18 protein-coding genes are annotated in these 15,836 nt (G+C 39.9%); 3 read left to right on the plus strand and 15 right to left on the minus strand.

Annotation, left to right across the window (positions count from 1 at the left end; translation table 11 throughout):
- The 6 genes from E4K67_RS26170 to E4K67_RS26195 all read right to left on the minus strand — a co-directional run.
- The coding region (locus E4K67_RS26170; RefSeq protein ID WP_135552169.1) for a FadR/GntR family transcriptional regulator at window positions 1–315 on the minus strand (315 nt) is incomplete at its 3' end.
- A 204-nt stretch (window positions 316–519) separates the two neighbouring features.
- Window positions 520–1,776: a nickel-dependent malate racemase, LarAH5 family gene (gene larAH5, locus E4K67_RS26175; RefSeq protein WP_135552171.1), complete on the minus strand. Its 1,257-nt coding sequence runs from the start codon at window positions 1,774–1,776 to the stop codon at window positions 520–522.
- Between the two features lie 183 nt (window positions 1,777–1,959).
- On the minus strand, window positions 1,960–3,114 hold the full coding sequence (locus E4K67_RS26180) for a UxaA family hydrolase (protein WP_135552173.1): 1,155 nt from the start codon (window positions 3,112–3,114) through the stop codon (window positions 1,960–1,962).
- On the minus strand, window positions 3,104–3,400 hold the full coding sequence (locus tag E4K67_RS26185; protein WP_135552175.1) for a UxaA family hydrolase: 297 nt from the start codon (window positions 3,398–3,400) through the stop codon (window positions 3,104–3,106). Before E4K67_RS26185 ends, E4K67_RS26180 begins: the two co-directional genes overlap by 11 nt.
- 290 nt (window positions 3,401–3,690) lie before the next feature.
- Window positions 3,691–4,416 (minus strand): FadR/GntR family transcriptional regulator, encoded by a 726-nt coding sequence (locus tag E4K67_RS26190; protein ID WP_135552177.1) that lies wholly within the window; start codon window positions 4,414–4,416, stop codon window positions 3,691–3,693.
- Between the two features lie 195 nt (window positions 4,417–4,611).
- Complete coding sequence (locus tag E4K67_RS26195; protein WP_135552178.1) at window positions 4,612–4,932, minus strand: DUF2680 domain-containing protein; 321 nt, start codon at window positions 4,930–4,932, stop codon at window positions 4,612–4,614.
- Between the two features lie 250 nt (window positions 4,933–5,182).
- On the opposite strand from E4K67_RS26195, the gene E4K67_RS26200 reads away from it, so the two are divergent.
- The gene (locus tag E4K67_RS26200; RefSeq protein WP_135552180.1) at window positions 5,183–5,662 is read left to right on the plus strand and encodes a YsnF/AvaK domain-containing protein; all 480 of its coding nucleotides are present in this window, start codon (window positions 5,183–5,185) and stop codon (window positions 5,660–5,662) included.
- Window positions 5,663–5,742: 80 nt separating this feature from the next.
- Window positions 5,743–6,180, plus strand: a complete 438-nt coding sequence (locus E4K67_RS26205) for a YsnF/AvaK domain-containing protein (RefSeq protein WP_135552182.1) — start codon at window positions 5,743–5,745, stop codon at window positions 6,178–6,180.
- Window positions 6,181–6,184: 4 nt separating this feature from the next.
- On the opposite strand, the gene E4K67_RS26210 is transcribed toward E4K67_RS26205, so the two are convergent.
- The 5 genes from E4K67_RS26210 to E4K67_RS26230 form a co-directional block, all read right to left on the minus strand.
- Complete coding sequence (locus E4K67_RS26210) at window positions 6,185–7,411, minus strand: MBL fold metallo-hydrolase (RefSeq protein WP_135552184.1); 1,227 nt, start codon at window positions 7,409–7,411, stop codon at window positions 6,185–6,187.
- Between the two features lie 15 nt (window positions 7,412–7,426).
- Entirely contained in the window at window positions 7,427–7,630 is a 204-nt protein-coding gene (locus E4K67_RS26215; protein WP_135552186.1) for a DUF3006 domain-containing protein, read from the minus strand.
- A gap of 158 nt (window positions 7,631–7,788) precedes the next feature.
- A complete protein-coding gene (locus E4K67_RS26220) occupies window positions 7,789–8,175 on the minus strand; it encodes a hypothetical protein (protein ID WP_243454638.1) in 387 nt (128 codons plus the stop codon).
- Window positions 8,176–8,546: 371 nt separating this feature from the next.
- Window positions 8,547–11,219, minus strand: a complete 2,673-nt coding sequence (locus E4K67_RS26225) for a PAS domain S-box protein (protein WP_274594914.1) — start codon at window positions 11,217–11,219, stop codon at window positions 8,547–8,549.
- A 201-nt stretch (window positions 11,220–11,420) separates the two neighbouring features.
- Window positions 11,421–11,837 (minus strand): rhodanese-like domain-containing protein, encoded by a 417-nt coding sequence (locus tag E4K67_RS26230; protein ID WP_135552190.1) that lies wholly within the window; start codon window positions 11,835–11,837, stop codon window positions 11,421–11,423.
- A 115-nt stretch (window positions 11,838–11,952) separates the two neighbouring features.
- On the opposite strand from E4K67_RS26230, the gene E4K67_RS31390 reads away from it, so the two are divergent.
- On the plus strand, window positions 11,953–12,081 hold the full coding sequence (locus tag E4K67_RS31390) for a B12-binding domain-containing protein (RefSeq protein WP_338031918.1): 129 nt from the start codon (window positions 11,953–11,955) through the stop codon (window positions 12,079–12,081).
- Between the two features lie 32 nt (window positions 12,082–12,113).
- Here E4K67_RS31390 and E4K67_RS26240 read toward each other — a convergent pair whose 3' ends face one another.
- The 4 genes from E4K67_RS26240 to E4K67_RS26255 all read right to left on the minus strand — a co-directional run bounded on the left by E4K67_RS26240 (window position 12,114) and on the right by E4K67_RS26255 (window position 15,754).
- Window positions 12,114–12,590 carry a peptidoglycan-binding domain-containing protein gene (locus tag E4K67_RS26240; protein ID WP_243454639.1) on the minus strand — a complete coding sequence of 159 codons (477 nt, stop codon included), beginning with the start codon at window positions 12,588–12,590 and terminating at the stop codon, window positions 12,114–12,116.
- A gap of 222 nt (window positions 12,591–12,812) precedes the next feature.
- Entirely contained in the window at window positions 12,813–14,090 is a 1,278-nt protein-coding gene (locus E4K67_RS26245) for a 4Fe-4S dicluster domain-containing protein (RefSeq protein WP_135552194.1), read from the minus strand.
- 162 nt (window positions 14,091–14,252) lie between these two features.
- Window positions 14,253–15,278 carry a threonine aldolase family protein gene (locus E4K67_RS26250; RefSeq protein ID WP_135552196.1) on the minus strand — a complete coding sequence of 342 codons (1,026 nt, stop codon included), beginning with the start codon at window positions 15,276–15,278 and terminating at the stop codon, window positions 14,253–14,255.
- A gap of 113 nt (window positions 15,279–15,391) precedes the next feature.
- On the minus strand, window positions 15,392–15,754 hold the full coding sequence (locus tag E4K67_RS26255) for a winged helix-turn-helix transcriptional regulator (protein WP_135552198.1): 363 nt from the start codon (window positions 15,752–15,754) through the stop codon (window positions 15,392–15,394).
- Between the last annotated feature and the right edge of the window lie 82 nt (window positions 15,755–15,836).

Raw genomic sequence — 15,836 nt, forward strand, 5'->3', positions numbered from 1 at the left:
TTCCCGTACCTGAAATAGTTCTTCAACTGTGCCCCTTGAAATCTGTAGTAGTGAAGCTAATCGAGAGACATCTTCCGTTCCATCCACTTCGTTAATATATGCCCCCATACCGTGACGAATTGTAACGACACCAAGCCCGACTAACATTTTGAGAGCGTCCCTAATCACTGTCCTGCTCACAGAAAACATGGTACACATTTCACGTTCGGGTGGTAACTTATCACCAGGCTTAAGTTCGCCGTTGTTAATTGCTTGCATAATCTGATTTTCAATGCCTTCGGATAAGTTGCCATAAAATTTTACGGGTTCAAACATTACGCCCACCGACCTTACTTTTTTGCATTGGTATGAGAACTTTTCCAAAACACCAGAATAGCTAAACTCTATGGGCTCTACTTAAGATCATTCTGATACTTGGATTTTATGACGGTACAAAAAACAAAAATAGCGATAGCCTTGTGCAAGTTCTAGTAAAAGGTAAAGACATGGCCCCTCTAAGTCAGGAGTATTCTTATATTGTTATTTAATAACCGGTATCATTGAAGATGCATTAGGCAAAACGGCAATTTTGGGAGAAGTATAATTAGGCAGAGCCATATCCAACGCTTCCTGCAATGATGAAGCCACTTCTACCATCAAAGTTTTAGCAAGCGCAGCAGAAATTTGGTCAGATACAATAATTGTCCTTGCTCTATCTAAAGTCCGAGCCCAAAGGTAAGCTTTATGAGGGCCAATTACAAATTCTCTGGATGCAAATGATTCGACCACTTCACGCGGAGTTTTATGCAAAGACATTTCTTGTTCAAAGCTTTCTTCCCCTGTCCCTTCTATGCACTGGGCAACTAAAATTATAGTTCCACCTTCTTTAACGATCTGGAATGCAGGTGTTAGTGCCTTCTGAGCCTGGTAAAGATTAATGTCTTTAGGAAATCCTCCCGGTGAAGCAATAACTATTTGGGCAGTTTCCATAGGAACTCCAAAAACGCCTTTGGCAAATTTCGCGCCTTGACGATGGGCATCTATTGGATGTCCGGCAACTGCTTTTACTACTTGTTTCTTATCATTCAGCGCAACATTAACAATCATATCAACACCAATTATTTTCCCGATATCTTCTAAGTCCAAACGCGCTGGGTTATTTTCTAAACGTCCTAATTCTGCACCAGGGCTAAATAACCGGGCATGATTTCCCGTGATAGTAGGACGACCTCCTAAACCAATGACAGCTCCTTTGGCCCCTGCAGTAAAACCCATAAACTGGTGAGCATCAATCATTCCCGTTACGATACGGTAATCCGCCTGGACAAAATATTTATTAACATACACAGGTGTCCCTTGGGCAGATGTCCCTAAAAATGCTAACATCTCCGAATTATCTGCATCATGGGAAACAATATTTTTAATCCTGTCTAATAAATTTTCTCCTAATATATACTTTAAATCTTCAGCTGAAGCTGGGCGGTGTAACCCTCCACCTACAAGAACAATTATCTGGTCTTCAGTTATACCCCATTGTTTTAACCAAGTGATAATTTCTTCTAAAATTAATCGACTGGGTACCGGACGGGTAATATCACTTACCGCAATAGCAACTGTTTGAGCTTTGAGCAGTTTATCTTGCTTAATATCTCCGATTAAATTTTCTATTGCTAACCGAATCTGTATTGATGCGTCAAGCTCTGGTTCAACCTGAAGTAATTTTCCATACATGCATTGTACTGATTCAGGTATATTAGAAGACTGTTTTCCACGTCCATAAGGGACCTCAATTAACATATTTTTTCCCCTTTCATAAACGTATAAACTCAATGTCAAAGTTTTTTAGAACATAACAAACTATATAAACCATAGAAAAGGGTCTAAGATTTAATAATGACTCCATTAAATCTTAGACCCCCAGGACTTAAACCGTGAGCATTTGACCCACACTAAATGAAATATAGCTCACTCTAGGAGAAATTACGCACTTGGATAGAGACGTGTCAATACAAATTCTTTATGGTTCAAGGCTTCTGCATCCGTTAAGCGACCGCGTGAAGTTTTTATGATACACTCCATCACTTTATCCGCGGCTTGTTCCATGTTTATTTCACGAGACAGTACCCCACTAATGTTCACATCGATATGTTCAGACATATTGATACAAGTATTCGGATTAGCGGACATTTTAATCACGGGCTCGATGGGATTCCCAACGATATTACCTTGTCCTGTGATAAAGATGTGTAAGGTTGCCCCAGCTGCCATCATACTCGTGACACACTCAGCTGCCGCTGAGGAAGTATCCATGAAGTAACGTCCTGGTACCGTCGGCTCTTCACAGGGAGCAAGTACTCCTATGATCGGGGTCTTTCCTGCTTTAGTGATATTGCCAAGTGCTTTTTCCTCGATAGTCGTTAAACCGCCGGCAATGTTACCTTGAGTCGGCTGAGTTCCCAAAAGATCAGCACCCTTGGACTCGATGAGATCCATATAGTCTTTATGAATCTTAAGAAATTTTGCTCCGAGTTCAGGAGTTGCAAAGTGTTTAGCAAGAATGTGCTCAGCGCCCGTTGTTTCCGGAGTTTCACCAAAGATTACAGTGCCACCCATTTCAACTAAGCGATCTCCGACAACTCCCGCTGTTGGGTTACTAGCTAAACCTGTAGTTGTATCAGACTCACCGCATTTGAAGCTGACTACCAGATCTTTGAGCTCACACTCTACTTTTTCTAAGGAAGTAGCATATTGGACAAACTCTTGAGCTTTACGGGAAGCTCTTTCGATCGTTTTCAGATCTCCATACCCTTCGATACCGAAATACGCTACAGGTTTACCTGTCTCAGCAATTCCATCAGCAATTAGCTTCGCCCAGTTCGGTTCGATTCCGATGATGACGACAGCTGCAATGTTCGGGTTGCGACCGGCACCAATTAAGGTTTTAAAGTGCAACTCTAAATCAGCACCAAATTGAAGGCGTCCATAAGGATGGGGAATTGCCAATGTTCCGGCGATATTGTGTTCTACGGCCAAACAAGAAGCGTTGGATAAATCATCCACTGGGATAATTAGTACATGGTTACGGATACCGATACGACCATTATCTCTTTTATATCCTAAAATCTTAGTTTCCATAATCCCACCTCGCAGTTCTTAAGTTATGTGTGTGTACCCAATCGCCGATTTTAACATCTGCGGTTGCGACTCCTATGTTTTCACCATATTTGAGGATAGTTTCACCGTTCTTGATCGCTTGGAGTGCGATTTTGTGACCGAGCGGAATATCGTGGTTTGACTTCACGTGATATTCTTTACCGCTATGGAGTTCAACCCCCAATACTTCTTCGCCAGTTTGAATGTCTTGGATAGCAACGCCTACGTAGTCGCCATCGTCGTGAACTAGAAATTTGTGACTGCTCATGATATCCTCCTTTGTTTTAAGTAAGATTTAATTCTTCGGGGTTCCAAAATGTTGGTTGAAATGGTTTCCACTCCTTACGCATCGTTCCCCCATCTTTCGCAGTTCATCGATGCAATGCGTTTATGTGGTATGTGGTATGTGGTATGTGGTATGTGGTATTACCACTTCCATGGCTAAATATTAATCCCTTTTTTCACTATTGTCAATAGCATTTAAAAGAAAAAATGTTGCTTTTTTCAATGGGATCGATTGGTATAAGTAAATCTGATTGAATTAAATAATTTTCAAGTCTACTCCCATTCCTCCTGAGCCGGTACAGGTTCCACCGATTGGATGGCTTCCCTAACATTCGCCAAGTGACTTAGCATTCTCTGATGCGCCAATTCCGGATCTCTTTGATTAATTGCTTCAAAAATTGTTTCATGTTCCAGTACCGATAAACGTTGCCGTCCTGGAACCATTAGCGCTCTGGCCCTATTTTCTCCTAGTAGATCTAATAGGTTAATCATCAGTCTGAGCAGAACTCGATTACCAGCCGCCTCCACGATTTTCAGGTGAAATTCAGCATCGAGTATAGCAAGTTTTGACTCACCTCCTGCATCTCCTACTTCTTTTCCTTTACGAACAATATGCTGGAGTAGCCGAAGATCCTGTTCGTTTGCGTTCTGAGTACACCAAATCACGGCTTGGCTTTCTATAACTTCCCGTACCTGAAATAGTTCTTCAACTGTGCCCCTTGAAATCTGTAGTAGTGAAGCTAATCGAGAGACATCTTCCGTTCCATCCACTTCGTTAATATATGCCCCCATACCATGCCGGATCGTAATGACACCTAACCCAACCAGCATTTTGAGAGCGTCTCGAACCACTGTCCTGCTTACAGAAAACATGATGCACATATCGCGTTCAGCAGGTAACTTATCACCAGGCTTGAATTCGCCGTTGTTAACTGCTTGCATAATTTGATTTACAATGCCTTCGGATAGGTTACCATAAAATTTAACAGGTTCAAACATTACGCCCACCGACCTTAATTTTTTTAACATTGGTATTATATCATATAAGTTGATGAGCGTATAACCTTTGTGGCCACGTCCAACTAGCCCACACAATTTATTCGGTTAGTACTTATGAAGAGCGAGCCCTAAAATTCCTTATAGGACTCGCTCCTTAAACATTGTTATCCGACAGTAATGAAACAATGAATGAGTTTATTCTGTTTTTTGAGCATTCGAGGGTTTCTGACCACAGCCTTTTTTGGGCCCAAAATCATGAAATTCACCTTTTTCAAAATCCTGATTAATTCTTTGTTGGTGTTCTTTCATTTTGTTCATGATTTTATCGGCTTTTGTTTGATCCAGTATTCCGGCCTTTACTTTCTTCTCAATAATCTGAGTCTGAATCGTGTACTTTTGCTGATAAAGCTCTTGAAGCTCTTTCAATTTACCTTGATCAACAGTAGCCCCTAAGGCAGGCACGGCGCTTAAAACCAACATAGCCAAAGCCAAAATAGTTGCAGCCATCTTTCTCATTTGCCAGTCCCCCTCATTCATTTTTTTGCCGAACACAATCTTAGAATGCCCATTTATAAAAGTAAAATACAAAGTCATTCACAAGGGCTCACCCTCACAGGGCGTATTTTTCCTTCCTAAGCCTTTATTGTTGACCTTGACCTTGTCCTTGTAAGCTTCGCTTAGTCGTTTGTCAATTATTTAAATTCTAGGATAATACGTTTTTTTGAAGGGCATTATATAAATGATAATAAAGAAGGAGGTATTTATTATGGGTTTATGGAACGATATCTTTGGAAACCAAGATGACACTAATAATGACACTAACACCGAAACTAAAAGCGATACTAGGGATGACGACGCAAAGCTTCTTCTCCGCCAAGAGGAACTTGATATTAACAAAAGCAGAGTGCAGACTGGTGAAGTAGAATTCGGTAAGGAAATCATAGAAGAACAAAAGACAGTTGATATTCCTTTATTACGTGAAGAAGTAGTGATTGAAAGAAAAACCTTAAACAATGAGCGAAGTGATTCTCCTATAGCTGACGAAGAAACTATTCGAATTCCAGTCAGTCAAGAGATAGTCAATGTAGATAAACATACGGTAGTAACTGGAGAAGTTTCAGCGCACAAACGTGATATAGAAGAGACAAAGCATATAGATGAAACTCTTAAACGAGAAGAAGCTCGGATCAGGGAATTTGGCAACCCCGATGTCATTGACAATGTATCCGATCAACCATATCAATAATCATTTATAAAGTTGGAACACCTCACCAATTCTATCCATGATTGGTGAGGTGTTTTTCCTAATAATTGGAGGGCAAAGATATGGCAACAAACAAATCCGCTGATAGACAAAGCTCCTGTAATCCTGTGACCCTTCAGCTTAAAGAAGAACAGCTTGTACTAGCAAAAGAATGGCTGCAAACAGGAGAAGTAAAGATTTACAGAGAATCTTTGACCGAGGAAAAAAAATTCTTTGTGCCTGTTGAACGCGAAGAGCTCGTAATCGAGAAGAAAGTTAAAGTTTCCGCTACCCCTGGACAAAGAGATGTGCCTACAGATGTTATTCGTATTCTCCTTAGTGAAGAACAGGTTGAATTCACAAAACACAGGGTTGCCATAGAGGATGTCTCCATATATAAACAGCAAATAGAAGATATAAAACATATTGAAGAGACCTTAAAGCGGGAGGAACCTCGCCTTAAGATCTTCGGTTCCCCCAAGGTCAGAGATGAATCTACAAATCCAGCCCTTTGGACTTGACAGGTTACTTTCTGGATACCATTTGCCCCTCAACATTGTAAAGTGCTCCAGGATCGCCGTCATTATTCCAAATATTTGAGTCCGTCCATACCAGGACACCGCTTCCTGATTGGGCATTTCCCCCACTTATGACTTTAAGCGTCTCACTGGCGAGTATAGTTGTACCCGCCGGGAAAGTATAGGTCTGATTGCCTACTTCGCTAACTAGTTTCCAACCAGTTAGGTTAACCGCTTGATCACTACTATTCAATATAGTAACTACTTCACCGCTTAAATCGATTGTCGATATAGCTAGTGACCCTGTAGCTATAGTAGGAATTGGCTGTGCAGGTTTAGGAGATGTTGACGAACTGGAAGTCGTGAATTTTACTGTATCTCCGTCCGAAGTTGCAACTATCGTTCCATCTTGATCCGTCCGATAGACTGGCACTCCCGCTTTCGTTAATCTATTTAATGTCACTTGAGTAGGATGCCCATAATCGTTATCTAGTCCTACGGATATCACAGAATATTTTGGAGAAATAGCATTTAGAAAGGCACTCGTGGTTGAACTCGAACTACCATGGTGTCCAACCTTTAACACTGTAGCCTGTAAATCCTGTCCACTTTTCAACATTTCTGCTTCTGAAACAGCTTCGGCATCTCCTGTTAACATGAAGGAAACCTTACCAAAGGTAATCTTTAAGACTGCACTGTAGTTATTAAGGTCTTCATATTGGTCACTATTTGGTGCCAAAAATAGTCCCGATATCTCAGAAACATCTAGCTTGACTCCGGTTTTAGCCCTAATTTTTTTGGCACCACTTGCATTGACAGCCTTAATAAAATCCTCAAACGTTTTTGTTGTTGATGTCGCATTTGGCATATATACTTGTTTTGGCGGATAACTCTGAATGATCGTATCTAGTCCACCAATATGGTCTTCATGGGGGTGAGTCGCAACAATCGCCGTAAGTTCTTTGACTCCTTGGGATTTTAGATAATTCACTACCTCAGAGCCGTCGGAACCATTGCCACCATCAATAAGAATTGTCTGACCGTTCGGTACAATAACTAAGATGCTGTCCGCCTGGCCGACATTAAGAAAATGAACTTGCAAATGGCTACCCTTATCTGTTTGCGTGGGTGCAGTACTCGAGGTTGTCGTTTTTTCTATTGAACCACAGCCTGTAAGAAGAAAGAAAGACAAAATGATTAGCGGTAATATAAACAGTCTTTTGTGAAAAAACAATTAAGCACTCCTTTTCTATTCATCGAAGAGATCTCCAACCATGCGATTAGATTTTTTTACTCGTTCATTGGTCGCAAATAAGTCAATACCCACCTGAATGTTAATGACATCCCCTTCTTTGACACCAGGCGGTATAATAAATCTGGGCAAATTGAACGTGTGACGATCTTCCGTTTCGACGATCGCCCAATTTCCTTCAAATCGGTCAATAATAAACACGTTGTTCCCCCCTTACAACCTAGGTATTCTACATTTTCCTGTCGAACCCTGCTAGGCAACTATTAACTTAACATATATAGTTATGATAGATTATAGGGTACGCTGAATTATAAGTACTTTAAAAAAGCAAGCAAGGCCTCCCTCGCTTGCTTCTTTAATTAGCCGATAACTTTACCAGAAATGTTAGCTGGACCAGTAATGGTAATTAGCCCTTGCGCCGTCTGACTGTTACGAGCAAATAGTTGATAAACGTGATGGCCTACTAGTACATTGGTGAGAACGGCTTGGAGCGATGCTACCATCTCTAAATCTTCATCTGCTCCATCTTGAATCGACTCTTGATTGACAGATGCTACTACAACACCATCTTGTTCAATTGTAAGCACAATAGTAGGTTGATTCGGTTCCACGGGACTAGAGCCCGTCACTTGCCAACCGATAGTTGCCAATAACTCAACAAAGTTTTGGGCTTGCGATACAAATAGACCAAATTCTAAAATTAGTTGATCTAAATCAGTGAGCACGATAGCAAACGAATCTGCCACGTTTGTTGCAATACTTCTGTTGTAGTTTAAAAGAGCCATATTTTCCTCCTTAAATTTGATTACTGTCGAGTTGTAAAGGCGGATTCCTTTACTTCCTATTTTAATATATGAAAAATGAAACCTCATTGGGACATAGTTATAGGACAAACGAAAAATAATTTCGGTCAAACTTCAAATTCATATTAAACACAAATGAACTCATTCAACTAAAGTTGAACATCGAGACTTCTGTGGCGCTCTCTGTTTCGATGCAAGGAGTCTGCCTCCACCGAAACAGAGAGCGGGGTACACCCCCACCTCTAAGTGGAGTCACACGAGTGGTGCACTGAAACAAGGTGCTCCGCGTGTTACGCGAAGCACCTTGTTCACTACTAGGCAATCATTTCATGTTGTTCCTTTTCCTTCTCAGGAATAGGGAAAATTATAAAGAATGTTGTCCCACTAGAACTTGAACCAATTTGGATCTTGGCGTTATGAGATTCTGCGATTTTGTAGCATGTTGCCAAGCCCAAGCCAGTCCCATTGTCTTTAGTTGTAAAGAAAGGGGTTCCTACCTTTTTTAGATCTTCTGGGGGAATACCACATCCCTCATCCTCTATCGTAAGAACTACTTGATTCTCCTCTACATAACTTCTAACAGTTAAACAACCTCTTTCCGCCATTGCTTCAAGGCCGTTACGGATTATATTGAGAACCAATTGGGTGATTTCTTTTCCATTGAGTTCTAGATTAGGGATCTTCCCTGGAATAAAGGAAATTTGCTTATTTTGGGTAAAAGTATCCGCTTCTAAAAGGGGATATAGATTATTTAGAATGTCGTTCAGGTTTAGGGATTTTAGTTCAGCTTGTTTTGTTTGAGCCAGCGAGAGAAATTCTGTAATAATCGAGTTTGCTCGATCTAGTTCTGAAATCATCAGCTCGAATGTAGATTTCTGAGCTGCATAATCAGGTTTTTCACCCAACAATTGGAGATAACCGCGCACAGTAGTCATAGGATTCCTTATTTCGTGCCCAATTCCAGCAGCCAATTGCCCCACAAGATTGAGACGGTCAAGTCTAGCAATTTCGCTATCTGCTTTTTTACGGCTCGTAATATCTCGGAAATAACAGGTTAATCCAGTTTCTGTAGGGTAGGCACTAATCTCGAACCATGTGTTACCTAATGTTTTAGAAAGACTTTCATAATTAACAGACTTTCTTTCGTTTATTACTTCATTAAATTTTTGCAATGAGATATCATTAAGCTTAATAATATCAGGCATTTTTTTACCCAATAATTCATCCCGTGTTTTTCCGAGGGCTTTTTCTGCCGCGCGATTTATGAATGTCACTTGCCAATCCTTATCAATGGCCAGAAAACAATCTGTCATGCTTTCCAGAATAGAATTCTTCTGTTTTTGAGACTCCATTAATCTCTCACTAGATAGTTTTCGCTCAGTAATATCCTTATAGTAAACTGACAAACCTAACTGAGAGGGGTAAGCTGTTACTTGATAACAGGTGTTTTTATGTATAAAACCGAGACTTTCAAACGTAATCGGTACACAATCATTCCTGGCCTTTTGATAATTTAGTTCAAATAAGGTTCCTCGTGCACTGGGCATTTCCTGCCAAAAATCTCTATACAAGAGCTCTTCTCGTGTTTTTAGCAATAACTGTTCTGACTTTTTGTTTAAAAATGTAAAACGCCATTGATCATCTAAGACATAGAAAGCGTCTGGCATAGTATTGATAATATCTGCTATAAATTGGTTGCTCCGGGAAAGGTCTGCCTCTAACGTCAAGTATTTAGTTAGTTGTTCGACTCTATCAGTTTGCATTCGTTTCATTTCAGTAATATCGTTATACGCGAGTAAAATACATTCTTGGTCGTTGATCTGTATCCTTTCAGCAGAAAGAATTATTGTAGCTACTGAACCATCTTTCGTAACTAGCGAGCCTTCAATGTTGTGTACTGACCCTTGTTCCTCAAGATTTTCAATTATTTCTTCCCATTCGCTTATAGGCACACCAATTTCGGTAGGTGTTTTACCAATAACATTTTCACGAGTAAAACCCTTTGACTCAAGGAAACGACGGTTGGCATCAACATATCTATGATCAGACTTCCTAATAATACTCATCATATGCGGTCCTAACTGAAAAGCCTTAGAAAATCGTTCTATTGCTACTCTGAGCTTCTCCTGGTCTCTTTTCTCATCCGTTGCATCTTTTACGATCGCTATACATGCGAATTTACCATTAGGCATCAGAAAACTAGACAAGTCAGCGACAAAGTGCCACCCGTCTTCTGTTACGATTTCTCTATGTTGTTGATTCCGGCATATATTATCGAAGCTAAATAGGGCCGGGTTTTCAATATATGGAGAAAATTGACATTGTTTTTTTAAATTTTCACTGATTAGGATTGGCCCATCGGCATCAAATATCATTAGGTTAATGGGACTATAGCTTATGATGGTATTTAGCATCGATGCTTTACCTAAAAATTCATACATCCAAAAATAGTAATTGAATATTATTGTAGTTGCTATAGGAGTAAAAATTAATAACGGGCCGGCGACAGTTCTTAGAACATTTTCTGAATCGTTCAGCAACAGGGAGTTAATGGAAACTATAATTATTAGGATCAAGGCCATGACTATACCTATGGTAAACCAAAACAGTACTCTCTTTCCATTTTGCCTACTCTTTGAACGCATCCCTATCATACTTCCAAAAAACGCAAAAACTATAATATTGGCAATGCCGCCAATTGAACCGCTTCCGCCCACATTGTACCTATGTATTGAACTAATGATAGCTGCTACCACTGCAGTCACTGGACCTCCGATAAAACCCGCCATTGTCATGGTGATATGTCGAAAATCAAAAAATCGGCCATCGGTAATCATGATTTTATCGGTCATAACAAATATTGTGATTAGACCGAAAAGAACCCCTAATATGTGATGAGAGTATTTCCTCTGGATAGACATGTCAATTATTATGATAACACCGCAGAGAAATAAGACCACAATAACATTAGTTAGAAAATCATACAAAAAAATCCCTTCCTTTATCGACGATGTTAGCGTTTCAAAGAGTTTCAAACAGACAAATAAACTTTTGCTTAACTGCATACTCGATCCATTGTAACTCCGATGTTAGAAGAAATTTGTCGGATTATATTTATGATTTTACTGTTCTTTTCATCTAATCATGAGACTCCCACTTCAAGAAAGAGTGGCATTCCCTACTGCCATTTACTTTTCATCAGATTCCGTTTCATATGGCCATTTATTGATACCACCTAGATCATAGACATTGGTATAGTTCATGTCTGCGAGTGCTTGAGCAGCAAGCGCGCTTCGATTTCCACTTCGACAGTAAACGAATATTGCTGCATTTTTATCCTCAAGCTTATCCGGTGCTTGAACCTTTATAACCTCGACTGGGATTAGAACACTTCCTGGGATACGCTTTTCAGTGTTTTCCGCCACAGTCCTGACATCAAGTAGTACGATTCCTTTTTCAGTTTCCAAACGTTCCTTTGCCGTTTCAGTGGAAATAGTTTGGTAGGTCGTCTTATTCTCAGATTCAGATTGAACTTGAGCACACCCTACTATGCTGAGGAAACTTACAACCACAACAAATATAACCAATGACACAAATCTTTTCATATAACGTTTTCTCCTAATCTCTTTCTTGCTTTTCCTTTCATTATTTTATCTCATTTCCTCAGGCTAAACAATTATTCATTATGCGATAAAACTCATTTAAGGTCTAGTCACCTACATGCAAGAAGTCATTAGACTATTTGAGAAAGAGAAATATTTTCTTCCTGAGGTTCTGATATCTTCAGATGCTTATCTGGCCCATTATGAAACACCCAAGCCCTTATACTGTAAGGATTTGGGTGTTTAGTACGCAAAACTTCTTAAGGTATCTCAGAGGCCTTAACTACAATTTACGCCTAGTGCAGTCCAGGTCTTTCTGCCGACGATTCCATCTTGCACTAAGTTCTTGCTCTTTTGAAAGGCAAGGACTGCCGATCTAGTAAGGGGTCCAAAAATTCCATCAGCATTTCCTGTATAGAGTCCATATGCCTTCAGGCGTCCCTGTAGGGTTACAACAGCTGGTCCGGTGTTTCCTTGTACAAGAATCGGACAGTGATTTATCGGTGGTGTATTACAATTTACGCCCAGTGCAGTCCAAGTCTTTCTACCGACGATTCCATCCTGTACTAGGTTCTTGCTCTTTTGAAAAGCAAGAACTGCCGATCTAGTAAGGGATCCAAAAATTCCATCAATTTTCCCAACAGTAAAACCAGCTGCTACTAACATAGATTGCAATTTTTTAACGCTAACACCAGAGGAACCCAATTGCAATAAAGGACACTTCGGTTGCCCATTGGCGTTTATGTTGTTATGCAAGTCAAAAAACCTCCTTTTTGCTAGCATATGCTGATCGAGTTACTATGTAATTTGTCCTTTTAACACAAATAAAACCGCAGCTAATCCTACCAAAGGAATTAGCTACGGTTTTATTTCCCCTTCATTTATAACTTAAGCTTCTATCAAATACAAAGGTGAGGGATTTCTGATGCACCACTTCGCGTGCAGTGGGGAGGTTCTTGGTTAAGCAAGTCTTTTAACTTACATATAATTTCTTACTAAAGCCGCAAGATATTTTGACTTCATCTGTTCACTTGCCATGATTTGCTTAATAGGAGGCATTTTTAAGATCGCTCCCAGTATCGCCGCCATAGCCCTATGACTAAAATGAGCCTGGTTATCAAAAATTAGATTCTGGAGTTTCCCTTTTTCGATACTTAATAACACGATTCTATGAACTGAATTTACCGGAGTTATAACCCGTTTGTCCCTGTGCTGAAGTATTATTGATCCACAATTACAGGCTCTGACACAAACACCGCAACCTAAGCAAACCTCTTCATTCAGCGCGACCTTTTTAATTACTTTTCCATTTATCACATTTTGCGATACTACCTTTAATGCTCCCACTGGACAGGCCAAGACGCATCTTCCACAGCCGTTACAATTATCCATCTTAATCTCAGGCAGGAAATTGGTGGTATTAATCGCATTTAGAGTTCCAAATTTTTTGATGGCTAGAAGAGCTTCACAACAGCAACCACAACAATTACAGATAAAGGGTAACCCTTCTTGTTCGTTTTCCCCAATTTGAACTAGATTGTGATCGTATGCCTTTTCAAGCAAACCCATGCATTCTGAAACAGTAACTTCCCTGGCATGGTCATATTTGATAAGGCTTGAAGCGGTAGTCCCAAAGGTCATGCATATATCTAAGGGAGCATCACAAGCTTTACCTAGATGGCTCATTTTGTGCCGACAATAACACATACCTATTCCAATGGTCGAGGCTTTCTTAATGATCTCGCTCGTTCGTTCGTAATCTAAGATATGTAAATTATTCACTGTATTTAAAGCATGTTCATTTACAAAGATTCTTCCGAGCTTTGTTTCTGTAACAAATAAATCTCGGACAAAATCCTCTTCAACATTTAGATATTGGTAAAACAGTTCAGATAGTAACTTCTGATTAAGATCATCTTTTATCCGCATCAAGGAAAACTCAAAGAATCCTGCCATAGGTGGTGGTAAAACAAAGGTCCTATCGCCCTCTGGACTCTCAATATCAATTAATAAGGCACGGGAAGCTAGTTCAGTAAGGATCTTTTCAGTGTCCTCCTTACTCTTACGTAACGCTGTGCCGGCTGTCTGAATGGAGAAGGGTTTTATTGGTAACGCAGATATAACCCTCGCTTCTTTTTCATTCATTAAGACACTAAGTATCTTAAATAAATATTCAGAAGGCGGGGCACCTTGAGGAAATTGATTTAATCGATCACTCAATTGATGGAATCCAGATTTTAAACTTCTATGTGCCATGCCATAGATCTCCTTGCTATTGAAGGTTATCAGAATTAGTCCCTAGGCTAATTATATAATAAATTGGATATTAATTCCATATCGTTTTAGCTACTCTACCCTAATAAACAAGGAACATCATCACGACTTCCTGTCGTTCCTAAAAAGATTAAATTCATTCACTCAATTGTACATTTTCATCTCCTCAATAAAGGCTAATACTGCCTCCTCTTTGGTTGCCCAGGAGGTAACGAGGCGAACTGCAGAGTGATCACTATCGAGCTCTGACCAGATATAGAATGCATAATTCTTTTGAAGTTCTGTAATCAATCGATTGGGCAGTATCGGGAAAAGTTGGTTTGAAGGCGAGTTCACCAGGAATCTGAAGCCTGCTTTGCTGATTTCATCCCTAAGTAAACCTGCCATCTTATTGGCGTGCCTTGCTAGATCGAAGTACAAGTCATCTCTGAAAAGCTCAAGGAATTGTATGCCGAGGAGTCTTCCTTTCGCGAGAAGTGCTCCTTTCTGCTTCATATGAAATCGGAAATCCGTCTTAAGTGAATCACAGCAGATCACTAGTGCTTCACCCAGGAGTGCTCCATTCTTGGTTCCTCCAATATAGAAAGCATCTACAAGTTTTCCTAGATCGGATAATTCCAGACTATTCTCTTCTGAACATAACGCTGAACCCAATCTAGCACCATCCATGAATAAAATGAGATTGTTTTCCTTGCAACACCGACTTATCTGTTCTAGTTCTTCTCTTTGATAGATAGTACCGATTTCAGTCGGATTTGAAATATATACCAACTTAGGCTTTACCATGTGTTCGTCAGTATGTGCTTCGAGTACAGCCTTGATGTGCAAATAGTTTAGTTTTCCATCACTCTCTTCAATGGATATTATTTTATGCCCTGTGGCCTCTACTGATCCTGTTTCATGCACTAGTATATGACCAGTGTTAGCTGAAATTACGGCTTCGTGAGGCCTTAAGAAAGCTGAAATAGCGATAAGATTCGTTTGCGTACCGCCTGAGAGCAAGTGAATATCGATGTCGTTCCTCCCGATTCTTTGCTTTAACAGTTCAACTGCTTTTTGTGTATAGCCATCCTCCCCATAGCCTTCAGCCTGCTCAAAATTTGATTCGATCAAGGCATTCAGTATATTAGGATGGGCACCTTCTGTGTAGTCATTCTTAAAACTGTACATTTTTTTCAGACTCCCTCTTGTTTTTATGTTGATAGTTTAAAAGAGTTCACTTCATTTTACAATTATAAAAATTATAAATTATTATGCTTATTCTAAGCAAGTGTAATCCTTTGTTACTCTGAGTGAGTTTCATTATTACTCGCTTTGTTCTCATATTCGTCTGCGTAATTCTGTCCCCATTTGCACAAAGTATCTAAAATAGGCAACAGGCTCTTACCCGCTTGAGTCAGAGAATATTCAACTTTAGGCGGTATTTGTGTATATATGAATCGTTTGACCAAGCCGCTATCCTCCAGCTCTCTAAGCTGATGAGTTAACATTTTCGGCGTGACCTTTGGCAGGATTTTTCTCAACTCACTGTACCGAAGGATTTTATCACTCAAATGCCAGAGTATAAGAGCTTTCCACTTTCCGCCTATAAGGGCCAACGTCAATTCCATTGAACATTGATATTCGTTATTTTTGAACGTGATCATTTCATTTCACTCCTTAGACATATCTACTTAGTACTATGACCTTTTTAGATATCGGTATACTATTGGATACTATAGTACTCAA

Source organism: Desulfosporosinus fructosivorans, assembly GCF_004766045.1.
In the GTDB taxonomy this organism is placed as follows: Bacteria; Bacillota; Desulfitobacteriia; order Desulfitobacteriales; family Desulfitobacteriaceae; genus Desulfosporosinus; species Desulfosporosinus fructosivorans.